Source organism: Pseudomonas sp. NFPP24, assembly GCF_900112095.1.
GTDB lineage: Bacteria > Pseudomonadota > Gammaproteobacteria > Pseudomonadales > Pseudomonadaceae > Aquipseudomonas > Aquipseudomonas extremorientalis.
Genome location: NZ_FOKD01000001.1, coordinates 332121 through 345446, shown reverse-complemented (window position 1 = coordinate 345446; position 13326 = coordinate 332121). Strand labels below are relative to the sequence as shown.

Here is a 13326-nt window from a genome sequence, read left to right as displayed (position 1 = left end):
CCCCCTCCCACATCGACCCTGTGTTGCCGGTTAGTGCGCGGTGGCCTGCAGGCCGGCGAGCAGGAGCCGCTGGTACAGATCCTCTTTCAAGCCTTCCGGCTTGGTCAACTGCATGCGTTCCAGATGCTTGGGAAACACCTGCGCCTGCGGCGCATCCAACGCCGCCTTGCCCAGCTCCAGAATCTCCGTCAGCTTGAATTTGCTCTTGAGCCAGTTCAGCGCCCGCAACAAATCCCGCTCTTCATCGGTGAAATCGCTTCCCAACGGATACTCCGGAAACAACCGACGATGGCGTGCCTGAATCCCCTGCAACCGCTCCGGCGTGTTCTCGGCAAAGCGCGGATCCAGCTGGAAATCCTTGGGCAACTTGCCAGCCTTTTGCGCCTCCTTGATCAAATCGTCCTGGAAGCGTGAGTCGGTGATATTGAGCAACGCCTCGATCACCTTGGCATCCGTCTGCCCGCGCAAGTCTGCAATGCCGTATTCCGTGATGACAATATCCCGCAGATGCCGGGGAATGGTGCAGTGGCCGTAGTCCCAGACGATATTGGAACTGACCTCCCCCGCCGACTCGCGCCAACTGCGCAGAATCAGGATCGACCGCGCACCTTCCAGCGCATGGCCCTGGGCCACAAAGTTGTACTGCCCACCCACACCACTGAGCACACGACCGTCTTCCAACTGGTCGGCCACACCCGCGCCGAGTAGCGTCACCATGATCGCGCTGTTGATAAACCGCGCATCCAGGCGTTGCAGGCGCTTGAGTTCTTCCTGGCCGTACAGCTCGTTGATGTAGCTGATGCGCGTCATGTTGAATTCGAGGCGCTTGGCGTGGGTCATTTCCTGCAGGCGCTGGTAGAAACTGCGCGGGCCAAGAAAAAATCCGCCGTGGATCGAAATGCCGTCGGGCTGCGCCGCATCGTCGAGCGTGCCGGCGTTGGCCTGCTGTTGCGTCGCTACGTCCGGGTAGACCTTGCGACGGATAATCCCCGCGTCCGCCAACACCAGCAGGCCGTTGACGAACATTTCGCTGCACCCGTAAAGGCCCCGGGCGAAGGGATCGACGCCGCCTTCACGGCTGATCAGCGGCGCCCACTGGTACACGTCCAGGTCCGTCAGCAGCGACCGATAGGACTCGTTGTCGGCCTGGCGCGCCAGCAGCGCGGCAGTCAGCGCATCGCCCATGGAGCCGATGCCGATCTGCAAGGTGCCGCCGTCGCGTACCAGGGTGCTGGCATGCAGGCCGATGAAGTGGTCCTGGAAACCCACCGGCATGTTCGGCGTGGAGAACAGCGTGGTGCTGTCTTTTTCATCGATCAGGTAATCGAAGGTATCCATGCCCAGCTCAGCGTCGCCGGGCATGTAGGGCAAATCGGTGTGGACTTGCCCGACGATCAGCACGGTCTCGCCGGCGTCGCGGCGCTTGGCAATCATCGGCAGCAGGTCGAGGGTGATATCCGGGTTGCAGCTCAAGCTCAGGCGATCAGGATGTTCGGCACTGCTGGCGACCAACTGCGCCACCAGGTTCAGGCCGGCGGCGTTTATGTCGCGAGCGGCGTGGCTGTAGTTGCTGCTGACGTAATCCTGCTGCGCCGACTCGCTGTGCAGCAGGCTGCCGGGCTGCATGAAAAACTGTTGGACGTGGATATTGTTCGGAAGGCTGTCGTTGTGCAGGTCGGCGAGGAAATCCAGTTCGGGGTAATCGCCGAACACCCGCTCGATAAAGGGTTCGAGAAAGCGTTTCTGCAAACCATCGCCCATCGTCGGGCGGCCCAGGCTTAACGCGGTATAGATCGTCAGCGCCCGCTCCGGCAACTTGGCGATGCGCCGGTACAAGGCATTGGCAAACCGGTTCGGCTTGCCCAGCCCGAGGGGCATGCCCATGTGGATATGCGCCGGCAACCGCGCCAGTACGTCATCAACTGCTTGCTCGATTGAACACAACTGCACCATCCGACCCTCCTGAACATTCCATGATTAGGGGTTGGACCGAGCTTGCCGGGTCTTTGCTGCAATGAACAGCGCTGAAACACGAACCCCAGGCACAAAAAAGCCGCTCGTAAGCGGCATTTTTGACGAAGATCGGCGGATCAGAGGCCGGACATCTTCTTGATTGCACCCTTGAGGTCATCATCCGAACAATCGGCGCAGGTGCCTTTTGGCGGCATGGCGTTGATCCCGGTGATCGCCTTGGCCAGGATGCCATCGAGGCCGCCCTGGTGATCGGCGCGTTCTTTCCAGGCTGCGGTATCGCCGATTTTCGGCGCGCCCAACAGGCCGGTGCCGTGGCAAGCATTACAGTGCTTGGCGATGATGTCATCCGGCGTCTTCGCAGCGCCACCGCCTGCGGCGACCGCCACTTCCATGCCCTTGCATTCCTGGCCCTGGACGCAGACCTGGCCAACAGGCTCCAGGCGCTTGGCAATATCATCATTGGTCGCAGCTTGAGCGCTGACAGCCCATAGGGCCAGTACGGTTGCTGGTGCAGCCAGCATTTTCATAATTAGGTTCACGCGTTCACCCTCAATGGTGGCTATTCACGCCTGCGGCCACGGTTTCGCAGGCGGCGAAAGTATAACGGTTAGCCCGCCTGGCCGAAACAACCCTATTAAATAAAGGGAGATTCGACCCCGCGGAGTACAGCTCGGGTGCCTCTGCAACGCTGGCAGGACGCCTCTTTTCTTAAAAGTTCGCGGGCGTGGCTGCGCTGATTAGTCGCGCCGGCACGTCGAACGGATTGCGAAAACGATGGGGCTTGGTGCTTTCAAAGTAGTAGCTATCGCCAGCTTCGAGCACAAAAGTTTCAAGACCGACCACCAACTCCAGGCGACCCTCCACCAGAATCCCGGTTTCTTCACCTTCGTGGGTGAGCATTTCTTCGCCTGTGTCGGCGCCCGGCGGGTAGATCTCGTTGAGAAACGCGATGGCCCGGCTAGGGTGCGCCCGGCCTACCAGCTTCATGGTGACGGCGCCGTCGGAGATGTCGATCAGCTCATTGGCTTTATAGACGATCTGCGTCGGTATTTCCTGGAGGATCTCCTCGGAAAAGAACTCGACCATCGACATGGGGATGCCGCCCAGCACCTTGCGCAAGGAGCTGATCGAGGGGCTGACGCTGTTTTTTTCGATCATCGAAATGGTGCTGTTGGTGACACCCGCGCGCTTGGCGAGCTCGCGCTGGGACAGACCCTTCAGTTTACGGATGGATTGCAGTCGTTCGCCGACGTCCAATGCAGGAGCCTCCTAGGATTCAGGCTTTGTTGTAATTGAGCGTTATCATGGCGACAGCGTTCAGTATTTACAACACTTGGGCCTAAATCCCGGGCGGTTGCGTTCGTACCCGGCGGTCAAGCGCCGGAATAGAGCCTCGGCACGCGGCGCAGGTTGCAAAAGAGCTGATACGGAATGGTCTCGGCGGCGACCGCGACGTCACTGGCGAGGATATTTTTGCCCCATAGCTCCACGGTGGAACCGAGGACAGCCTGAGGCACGTCCGTGAGGTCGATGCACAGCATGTCCATGGATACACGGCCCAGCAATTGGCTGCGCTGCCCGGCCACCAGTACCGGCGTACCCGTCGGCGCGTGACGCGGATAGCCATCGGCATAGCCCATGGCAACCACACCGATACGCATGGGTTTGGGCGTGATGAACTTGGCGCCGTAACCCACCGGCTCACCGGCCGGCAGTTCACGGACGCAGATCACCTTGGATTCCAGGGTCATCACCGGCTGCAAACGCGCGGCCACGGCCTGGTCCTCGGCAAACGGCGTCGCGCCGTAGAGCATGATGCCAGGGCGCACCCAATCGCTGGACACAGCCGGCCAGCCCATCACCGATGGCGAATTGCGCAGGCTGACCTCGGCCGACAAACCCTGGCGCGCCGCGTCAAACACAGCCACCTGTTCATCACTGCGCACACAGTCGAGCTCATCGGCGCGGGCGAAGTGGCTCATCAACACGATCTTGGCCACCTTGCCGCTGGCCAGCAGGCGCTGGTAAGCCTCGTGATAATCCTTGGGGTGCAGGCCGACACGGTGCATGCCGGAATCGAGCTTGAGCCAGATGGTCAGCGGCTTGCTCAGTCTGGCCTGCTCGATGGCCTCCAATTGCCACAGCGAGTGCACCACGCACCAGAAATCATGTTCGATGATCAGCGGCAGCTCATCCGCCTCAAAGAAACCTTCCAGCAGCAGCACCGGCGCACGAATCCCGGCGGCGCGCAGCTCCAATGCTTCCTCGATGCAAGCCACGGCAAACCCGTCCGCCTCGGCTTCCAGCGCCTGGGCAACGTGCACGGCACCATGGCCGTAGGCATCGGCCTTGATCACGGCAAGGGCCTTGGCACCCGTGACTTCACGGGCCAATTGGTAGTTGTGACGCAGGGCTTGGAGGTCGATCAGGGCACGGGCAGGACGCATGGCGGCAGGCTTCTAGGCGGCAAAGTGAAGAAAAACCGGCACCGACCAACGGCTTCGGCACCGGGAGAGGGATCGTTGTTTAAGGCAGCGCGGCCACGACGGACAGCTCCACCAGGATTTGCGGTTCGCACAGCTTGGCTTCAACCGTGGCACGGGCCGGGGCAACGCCTTTTGGCAGCCACTTGTCCCACACCGCATTCATGCCGGCGAAATCTGCGTCGATGTCCTTCAGGTAGATCGTCACCGACAGCAACCGGGTCTTGTCAGTACCGGCCAGGTCGAGCAAACGCTCGATATTGGTCAGGGTTTCACGGGTCTGCTGTTCAATCCCGGCGTTCATGTCGTCGCCGACTTGCCCGGCCAGATACACGGTACCGCTGTGGACAACGATCTGGCTCATGCGCTCATTGGTGAGCTGGCGCTGGATTGACATGTTTTGCAGACTCCTGGTGGTTGCCATAACGGGAAATATCGAGGCCTTCGGCACTGATCTGCGGCGTTTTCTTGGCCATCAGGTCGGCCAGCAAACGACCGGAGCCACAGGCCATGGTCCAACCGAGGGTGCCGTGGCCGGTATTCAGGAACAGGTTCTTGAACGGGGTGGCACCGACAATCGGCGTGCCGTCGGGGGTAGTCGGGCGCAGGCCGGTCCAGAAGGTAGCTTCGGTCAAATCGCCGCCCTGAGGATAAAGGTCGTTGACGATCATCTCCAGGGTTTCCCGCCGGCGCGGGTTCAGCGACAGGTCAAAACCGGCTATTTCAGCCATGCCACCGACGCGGATGCGGTTGTCGAAACGAGTGATCGCGACCTTGTAGGTCTCGTCGAGAATGGTCGAGGTCGGCGCCATCGCCGGGTTGGTGATCGGCACGGTCAGCGAGTAGCCCTTGAGCGGATACACCGGCGCCTTGATCCCCAACGGCTTGAGCAACTGCGGCGAGTAGCTGCCGAGGGCCAGCACGTAGCGGTCGGCGGTTTCCAGCTTGCCGTCGATCCACACGCCGTTGATGCGATCACCGGCGTAGTCGAGGCGCTGGATGTCCTGCTCAAAGCGGAACTCCACACCCAACTGTTTGCACATCTCGGCCAGGCGGGTGGTGAACATCTGGCAGTCACCGGTCTGGTCATTCGGCAGGCGCAGTGCGCCGGCGAGGATATCCGTGACGCTGGCCAGGGCCGGCTCGACCCGGGCGATACCGGCGCGGTCGAGCAGCTCGAACGGCACGCCGGACTCCTTCAACACGGCGATGTCCTTGGCGGCGCCATCGAGTTGTGCCTGGGTGCGGAACAGTTGGGTAGTCCCAAGGCTACGGCCTTCGTAGGCAATGCCGGTCTCGGCGCGCAGTTCGTCGAGGCAGTCGCGGCTGTACTCGGACAGGCGCACCATGCGCTCCTTGTTCACCGCATAACGGCTGGCGGTGCAGTTGCGCAGCATCTGCGCCATCCACAGGTATTGGTCGATGTCGGCGGTGGCCTTGATCGCCAGCGGCGCATGGCGTTGCAGCAACCACTTGATGGCCTTGAGCGGCACACCCGGTGCGGCCCATGGCGAGGCATAGCCTGGAGACACCTGCCCGGCGTTGGCGAAACTGGTTTCCATGGCAGCGGCAGGCTGACGGTCGACGACAACCACTTCAAAGCCGGACCGCGCCAAATAGTAGGCACTGGTCACACCAATGACGCCGCTACCCAAGACCAGAACGCGCATTTTTATATCCTCATCGCGGGCATGGCCGCTGACGTGTGTTGTTCGAGCAATGATGAGCGCAGTGTAAAAAACAATGACCAGTGCATTTCACTATATAACTGCCTATATTTGGCGACAATTCTCGGCAAAAACCCTTTTCACAGAGGCGTATCCCCTATGCGTACCAACACCCAGACCAAGCGGGAGCTGGACAAGATCGACCGCAACATCCTGCGCATCCTGCAAACCGACGGGCGCATTTCGTTTACGGAGCTGGGGGAAAAGGTCGGGCTGTCGACCACGCCCTGTACCGAGCGTGTGCGGCGGCTGGAGCGTGAAGGGATCATCATGGGCTACAACGCGCGGCTCAACCCCCAGCATTTGAAGGGCAGTTTGCTGGTATTTGTCGAGATCAGCCTGGATTACAAGTCCGGCGACACCTTCGAGGAATTCCGCCGCGCGGTGCTGAAACTGCCCCATGTGCTCGAGTGCCACCTGGTTTCTGGCGACTTCGACTACCTGGTGAAAGCGCGGATATCCGAGATGGCGTCGTACCGCAAATTGCTCGGCGACATCCTGCTCAAGCTGCCCCATGTGCGGGAGTCCAAGAGCTATATCGTGATGGAAGAGGTGAAAGAGAGCCTGAACCTGCCGATCCCGGACTGACCTGACACACTCGGGTCAACATGTGGGAGGGGGCTTGCCCCCTCCCACATTTGGACGGTGTAAAACCGCTAAACCAGCACCTGCCGGGTGCTCGCCATGTACTCGTGGATCTGCTTCTCCACCCGTGGATGAATCAGCTCCACCGGGCGCCGCCCATTCGGACACGGCAAGGTCTTGGTGGTGCCGAACAGCCGGCAGATCAACGGGCGCTCGTCGTACACCGTGCAGCCGTTCGGCCCCAGGTGCACGCAGTTCAGCTCCTCCATGGCCGCGTCCTGCTCGGCGGCGGTCTTGCGCGGCAGGCGCGACATTTCCTCGGGCGAGGTGGTCACCGGCCCACAGCAGTCATGGCAACCGGGGACGCACTCGAACGAAGGAATCTGCCGGCGCAGCGCACTGATTTTCTGACTGTTGCAACTCATCGAAACACGTACCGAACGGCGAATAGGCGTGGATTCTGCCGCAAAACGCCCCGCGCAGACAGCTTCGTCCGACCGCTGTATCCTGCGTCAAATTTTCCAAACAGGGATGCTCCCCATGACTGCCAGCGCCCGGCATACCGCTTCCTACTACGCCGCCAGCAGCGTGCCGCAAACTGATTACCCGGTATTGACCGGCGAACTGACGGCGGATGTGTGCGTGGTCGGCGGCGGTTTTTCCGGGCTGAACACCGCGCTGGAGTTGGCCGAACGCGGTTTCAGCGTAGTGTTGCTGGAAGCGCGCAAGATCGCCTGGGGCGCCAGCGGGCGTAACGGCGGCCAACTGATTCGCGGTGTCGGCCATGGCCTGGACCAGTTCGCCAGCGTGATCGGCACCGAGGGCGTACGCCAGATGAAGTTGATGGGCCTGGAAGCGGTGGAGATTGTGCGTGAGCGCGTCGCGCGCTACCAAATCCCCTGCGACCTGACCTGGGGCTACTGCGACCTCGCCAACAAACCCCGCGACCTGCACGGCCTGGCCGAAGATGCCGAAGAACTGCGCAGCCTCGGCTATCGTCACGACATACGCCTGCTGCAAGCCAACGAAATGGGCAGCGTCATCGGCTCCGAGCGCTACGTGGGCGGCATGATCGACATGGGCTCCGGCCACCTGCACCCGCTGAACCTGGCCCTCGGCGAAGCCGCCGCCGCGCAGCAATCGGGCGTGAAGCTGTTCGAGCAGTCCGAAGTCACCCGCATCGACTACGGCCCCGAAGTCAACGTACACACCGCCCAAGGCAACGTGCGCGCCAAGACCCTGGTGCTGGCCTGCAATGCCTACCTCAACGGCCTCAACCCGCACCTCAGCGGCAAAGTGTTGCCTGCCGGCAGCTACATCATCGCCACCGAACCGTTGGGCGAAGCCCAGGCCGCCAACCTGCTGCCGCAGAACATGGCGGTGTGCGACCAGCGTGTCACGGTGGACTACTTCCGACTGTCCGCCGATCGCCGCCTGCTGTTCGGCGGTGCCTGTCATTATTCCGGTAGAGACCCGAAGGACATCGGCGCCTATATGCGCCCGAAGATGCTGCAGGTGTTCCCACAACTGGCCGATGTAAACATCGACTTCCAATGGGGCGGCATGATCGGCATCGGCGCCAACCGTCTGCCGCAGATAGGCCGCCTGGCCGACCAGCCCAACGTGTATTACGCCCAGGCCTACGCCGGCCATGGCCTCAACGCCACCCACCTGGCGGGCAAGTTGCTGGCCGAAGCCATCAGCGGCCAGCAACACGGGCGCTTCGACCTGTTCGCCCAGGTGCCGCACATCACCTTCCCCGGCGGCAGGCACCTGCGCTCGCCGCTGTTGGCGCTGGGAATGCTCTGGCACCGCCTCAAAGAGCTGGTCTGATCAATCGCGCCAGAACGGTTTCAGGCCTTCGTGGCGCGCCTGCTCGGCGGTCAGCCCGACATCGCGCAATTGCTCGCGGGTCAGGTGCAGTAAAGCTTTGCGGGTGTGGCGACGGCGCCAGAACAGACCCCAGCGACTGATATCGCGCCGCGCCGTCGCCCGCTCCTGCCCAGCCACCAGTTCCTGACTGTGTAACGCCAGCCGCACATCGCCCATGCCGTTCATTTTGCTGCCCCTCAGTTGCTTGTTGCCTTGAGTGACCAGCATGAGCGCGCAGCTAAAACCATTACAGATTCAACCCACCTTTATTAAATCCATACAGATACTGCCTATATACCGCTGAATCCTGTATTTTCTGCCTATCTGTAATGGTCCCTCTGGAGCGACCGCCATGACCCTGTACATGAACCTCGCCGAATTGCTGGGCACCCGCATCGAACAAGGCTTCTATCGCCCCGGTGATCGACTGCCTTCCGTACGGGCGTTGAGCGTGGAACACGGGGTCAGTTTGAGCACCGTGCAGCAGGCCTATCGCTTGCTGGAGGACAACGGTCTGGCGATGCCCAAGCCGAAATCCGGCTACTTTGTTCCGGTGGGCCGCGAGTTGCCGGCCCTGCCGGAAGTCGGTCGTCCGGCTCAGCGCCCCGTAGAAATTTCCCAATGGGACCAGGTGCTGGAATTGATACGCGCAACGCCGCGCAAGGATGTCATACAGATGGGCCGCGGCATGCCGGATGTATTGTCGCCCACCCTCAAGCCCCTGCTGCGCAGCCTGGCCCGCGTGAGTCGCCGCCAGGATTTGCCGGGGCTGTATTACGACAACATCCTGGGCTGTATGGAACTGCGCGAACAGATTGCGCGCCTGTCCCTGGATTCCGGCTGCCAGCTGACGGCCGAGGACATCGTGATCACCACCGGCTGCCATGAGGCGCTGTCCGCCAGCATCCATGCCATCTGTGAGCCGGGCGATATCGTTGCGGTGGACTCGCCGAGCTTTCACGGCGCCATGCAGACCCTCAAGGGCCTGGGCATGAAAGCCCTGGAAATCCCCACCGACCCGATCACCGGCATCAGCCTCGAAGCCTTGGAGCTGGCGCTGGAACAGTGGCCGATCAAAGTCATCCAACTGACCCCCAACTGCAACAACCCCCTGGGCTACATCATGCCGGAGGCGCGCAAGCGGGCATTGCTCACCTTGGCGCAGCGCTTTGACGTGGCGATCATTGAAGACGATGTCTACGGCGAACTGGCCTTCAGCTACCCGCGCCCGCGCACCATCAAGTCTTTCGACGAAGACGGACGCGTCCTGCTGTGCAGCTCGTTCTCGAAGACCCTGGCGCCCGGCCTGCGCATCGGCTGGGTAGCGCCCGGACGTTACCTGGAGCGAGTGCTGCACATGAAATACATCAGCACTGGCAGCACCGCCACGCAGCCGCAAATCGCGATTGCGGAATTCCTCAAAGGTGGTCACTTCGAACCGCATTTGCGGAGGATGCGCACCCAATACCAGCGCAATCGCGACTTGATGCTCGATTGGGTCAGCCGCTACTTCCCCACAGGCACTCGCGCCAGCCGCCCTCAAGGCAGCTTCATGCTGTGGATCGAACTGCCGGAAGGCTTTGATACGCTGAAGCTCAACCGTGTCCTGGTAGAACAAGGTGTCCAGGTGGCCGTAGGCAGCATCTTCTCGGCGTCGGGCAAGTACAGGAACTGCCTGCGCATGAACTACGCTGCCAAGCCAACCGCGCAGATTGAAGAAGCCGTGCGCAAGGTCGGGGCTGCGGCGATCAAGATGCTGGCAGACACGGCCGACTGACCTTTCACGGGAAATTGCCGTCATATATCGACAACCGCCCTGATCTGGAAGCCGCTCCCTTGATGATTCAACGGCTATTACCGTTTTGCCTGCTGGGAGCCCTGATCCTGGGCGGCTGCGCCAGCGTGAGCACGCCACGCGTCCCCAGTGACGCCCTGCCCGCCGCACAGTCATCGTTCGGCCGCTCGATCCAGGCCCAGGCCGCGCCCTATCAAGGGCGCTCGGGCTTTCGCCTGCTGCCCAACAGCAGCGAGGCATTCATGGCCCGTGCCGAGCTGATCCGCAACGCCCAGACCAGCCTCGACCTGCAGTACTACATCGTGCACGACGGCATCAGCACCCGCATGCTGGTGGACGAACTGCTCAAGGCCGCCGACCGTGGCGTACGTGTGCGCATCTTGCTGGATGACACCACCAGCGACGGCCTGGACCAGATCATCGCCACCCTCGCCGCCCATCCCAAAATCGAGATCCGCCTGTTCAACCCGCTGCACCTCGGGCGCAGCACCGGCGTAACGCGGGCCATGGGCCGCTTGTTCAACCTGTCGCTGCAACATCGACGCATGCACAACAAGCTGTGGCTGGCGGACAATAGCGTGGCCATCGTTGGCGGGCGTAACCTGGGGGATGAGTATTTCGATGCCGAGCCCAACCTGAACTTCACCGATATCGACATGCTCAGCGTCGGCCCGGTGGCCGAGCAACTGGGCCACAGTTTCGACCAGTACTGGAACAGCGCACTGAGCAAGCCCATCGATAATTTCGTCTCCAACGCACCGTCCAAGGGTGACCTGGCCGCCGCGCGCGTACGCCTGGAAGCGTCCCTGGCCGAGTCACGCCAGCAGAACCACGCACTGTACAACCGCCTGCGCACCTACCAGACCCAACCCCGCATGGACACCTGGCGCCGCGAGCTGATCTGGGCCTGGAACCAGGCGCTGTGGGATGCGCCGAGCAAGGTGCTGGCCAAGGAGGACCCTGACCCCAGGTTGCTGCTCACCACGCAACTGGCGCCGGAACTGGAAGGGGTCAATCACGAACTGATGATGATTTCGGCGTACTTCGTGCCGGGACAGCCAGGCCTGGTGTACCTGACGGGGCGTGCCGATGCGGGCGTGTCGGTGAGCCTGCTGACCAACTCCCTGGAAGCCACCGACGTGCCCGCGGTGCACGGGGGTTATGCGCCGTACCGCAAGGCGCTGCTGGAGCATGGGGTCAAGCTCTATGAGTTGCGCCGCCAGCCCGGGGATGGCGGCGGCAGTGGCCCGCACCTGTTTCGCCGAGGCGCCTTCCGGGGCTCAGATTCCAGCCTGCACAGCAAGGCGATGATCTTTGATCGGGAGAAATCCTTTATCGGCTCGTTCAACTTCGACCCACGCTCGGTACTGTGGAACACCGAAGTCGGTGTGCTGGTCGACAGCCCCGAGCTGGCGGAACACGTGCGCAACCTTGCACTGCAAGGCATGGCGCCGCCCCTGAGCTATGAAGCGAAATTGCAGGACGGCCAAGTGGTGTGGGTGACCGAAGACAACGGCCAGTTGCACACCCTGACCCGCGAGCCGGGGAGCTGGTGGCGACGGTTCAATGCGTGGTTTGCCACCAGCGTCGGCCTTGAGCGCATGCTCTAGGCCGGCTGCGCCGCGCCGAATGCACCCTGGCGCAGCAGCAACATCACCAGGCCCAGCGCACCCGCTGCCATCAGCAGCGGCAACGCATGCCCGCTGATCCACTGGCTACCCGCCCCCGCCACCAGCGGGCCGATCAGGCAGCCAATACCCCACAACTGCGCCACGTGGGCATTGGCGCGCACCAGCGCGTCGTCGCGGTAACGCTCGCCGATCAGGATCAACGACAGGGTGAACAAGCCGCCGGCACTCGCGCCGAACACGACCCAGATCGGCCAGATCATTGGTGTGTGCATCAATAGGGGAATCGCCAGGCTCGACACCAGCAACAGCAGCGCACACCCCAGGAACAACGTGCGCCGAGGCAAGTAGTCGGCCAGTGCACCGATGGGCAATTGCAGTAACGCGTCGCCAACCACCACCGTGCTGACCATGGCCAAGGCGATCTCGGCGGTGAATCCTTGTTGCAGGCAGTACACCGGCAACAATGTCAGGATCATCGCCTCGAACGCAGCAAACAGCGCAACCGCCCAGGCAATCGCCGGCAGGCTCCGGCAGAAGCGCCACAGTTGCGCGAAGGTCACGCTGAAGGACTCGGCGCTCGGTGCACCGGAGCGCCCCAGCAGCAACAGCGGCGCGACCATCAACAGGCCGACGCCCACCCAGAAACCGTAGTCATGCTCGGTGCCGATCAGGCCCAACAGCAGCGGCCCCGACAGCTGGCTCAAGGCATAGCTGCAGCCGTACAACGCCACCAGCCGACCACGCCACTGCTCCACCACCAACTGGTTGATCCAACTCTCGCCGAGGATAAACACAATGGTCAGGATCACCCCGATCATCAGGCGCAGCACCAGCCACACCGGGTAGCTGGGCAGGATCGCCAGCAGGCCGATGGACACCGCGCCCGCCCACAGGCACAGACGCATGAGGTTGGCGGTGCCAAGCCAAGAGGCCAGGCGACTGGAAACCTTCGCCCCGAGCAACACGCCAAAGGCCGGCATTGCTGCCATCACGCCGATAGCGAAACTGCCGTAGCCCCAGCTTTCGAGGCGCAGGGATACCAGCGGCATGCTGACGCCAAGGGCCAGACCGACGCTGAGCACTGAGGCCAGGACGGCGAAATAAGTCGCCCAACGCATTTCCACACTCCTGTGGATCATTTTCAAGTTCACACAAACCAGTGTGGGAGAGGGCTTGCCCCCGATTGCGGTGGATCAGTGAGCACCGCTGGCGCCTGACACACTGCTATCGGGGGCAAGCCCCCTCCCACATTTAGCCTG

13 protein-coding genes are annotated in these 13326 nt (G+C 62.1%); 4 read left to right on the top strand and 9 right to left on the bottom strand.

The window, feature by feature from the left end; genetic code table 11:
• Window positions 1–30 precede the first annotated feature (30 nt).
• From BM026_RS01540 to dadA, 6 genes are all read right to left on the bottom strand, one after another.
• Window positions 31–1953: an acetyl-CoA hydrolase/transferase C-terminal domain-containing protein gene (locus BM026_RS01540; protein ID WP_093527176.1), complete on the bottom strand. Its 1923-nt coding sequence runs from the start codon at window positions 1951–1953 to the stop codon at window positions 31–33.
• 137 nt (window positions 1954–2090) lie between these two features.
• Window positions 2091–2501, bottom strand: coding sequence for a c-type cytochrome (locus BM026_RS01535; protein ID WP_043293857.1), 411 nt, complete (start codon window positions 2499–2501; stop codon window positions 2091–2093).
• A gap of 181 nt (window positions 2502–2682) precedes the next feature.
• Window positions 2683–3231 carry a cupin domain-containing protein gene (locus tag BM026_RS01530; RefSeq protein WP_003176893.1) on the bottom strand — a complete coding sequence of 183 codons (549 nt, stop codon included), beginning with the start codon at window positions 3229–3231 and terminating at the stop codon, window positions 2683–2685.
• 116 nt (window positions 3232–3347) lie between these two features.
• Window positions 3348–4421, bottom strand: coding sequence for an alanine racemase (gene alr / locus BM026_RS01525; protein WP_093120418.1), 1074 nt, complete (start codon window positions 4419–4421; stop codon window positions 3348–3350).
• Between the two features lie 79 nt (window positions 4422–4500).
• Window positions 4501–4854 carry a RidA family protein gene (locus BM026_RS01520; protein ID WP_092241694.1) on the bottom strand — a complete coding sequence of 118 codons (354 nt, stop codon included), beginning with the start codon at window positions 4852–4854 and terminating at the stop codon, window positions 4501–4503.
• Window positions 4826–6127 carry a D-amino acid dehydrogenase gene (gene dadA / locus BM026_RS01515; protein ID WP_092241692.1) on the bottom strand — a complete coding sequence of 434 codons (1302 nt, stop codon included), beginning with the start codon at window positions 6125–6127 and terminating at the stop codon, window positions 4826–4828. Before dadA ends, BM026_RS01520 begins: the two co-directional genes overlap by 29 nt.
• Before the next feature lie 156 nt (window positions 6128–6283).
• Between dadA and BM026_RS01510 the strand changes: the two genes are divergently transcribed.
• The gene (locus BM026_RS01510; RefSeq protein ID WP_003176896.1) at window positions 6284–6772 is read left to right on the top strand and encodes an Lrp/AsnC ligand binding domain-containing protein; all 489 of its coding nucleotides are present in this window, start codon (window positions 6284–6286) and stop codon (window positions 6770–6772) included.
• A 68-nt stretch (window positions 6773–6840) separates the two neighbouring features.
• Here the strand turns inward: BM026_RS01510 and BM026_RS01505 are convergent, their stop codons facing one another.
• Window positions 6841–7194 carry a YkgJ family cysteine cluster protein gene (locus BM026_RS01505; RefSeq protein WP_092241690.1) on the bottom strand — a complete coding sequence of 118 codons (354 nt, stop codon included), beginning with the start codon at window positions 7192–7194 and terminating at the stop codon, window positions 6841–6843.
• A 115-nt stretch (window positions 7195–7309) separates the two neighbouring features.
• On the opposite strand from BM026_RS01505, the gene BM026_RS01500 reads away from it, so the two are divergent.
• Window positions 7310–8602 (top strand): NAD(P)/FAD-dependent oxidoreductase, encoded by a 1293-nt coding sequence (locus tag BM026_RS01500; protein WP_092241688.1) that lies wholly within the window; start codon window positions 7310–7312, stop codon window positions 8600–8602.
• On the opposite strand, the gene BM026_RS01495 is transcribed toward BM026_RS01500, so the two are convergent.
• Entirely contained in the window at window positions 8603–8827 is a 225-nt protein-coding gene (locus BM026_RS01495; RefSeq protein ID WP_092242375.1) for a DUF1127 domain-containing protein, read from the bottom strand.
• 166 nt (window positions 8828–8993) lie between these two features.
• Between BM026_RS01495 and BM026_RS01490 the strand changes: the two genes are divergently transcribed.
• Together BM026_RS01490 and BM026_RS01485 are read left to right on the top strand one after the other, a co-directional pair.
• Window positions 8994–10418, top strand: a complete 1425-nt coding sequence (locus BM026_RS01490) for an aminotransferase-like domain-containing protein (protein WP_092241686.1) — start codon at window positions 8994–8996, stop codon at window positions 10416–10418.
• A gap of 62 nt (window positions 10419–10480) precedes the next feature.
• The gene (locus BM026_RS01485; RefSeq protein WP_092241684.1) at window positions 10481–12046 is read left to right on the top strand and encodes a phospholipase D family protein; all 1566 of its coding nucleotides are present in this window, start codon (window positions 10481–10483) and stop codon (window positions 12044–12046) included.
• On the opposite strand, the gene BM026_RS01480 is transcribed toward BM026_RS01485, so the two are convergent.
• Window positions 12043–13185, bottom strand: a complete 1143-nt coding sequence (locus tag BM026_RS01480) for an MFS transporter (protein ID WP_092241682.1) — start codon at window positions 13183–13185, stop codon at window positions 12043–12045. The genes BM026_RS01485 and BM026_RS01480 overlap by 4 nt on opposite strands.
• Between the last annotated feature and the right edge of the window lie 141 nt (window positions 13186–13326).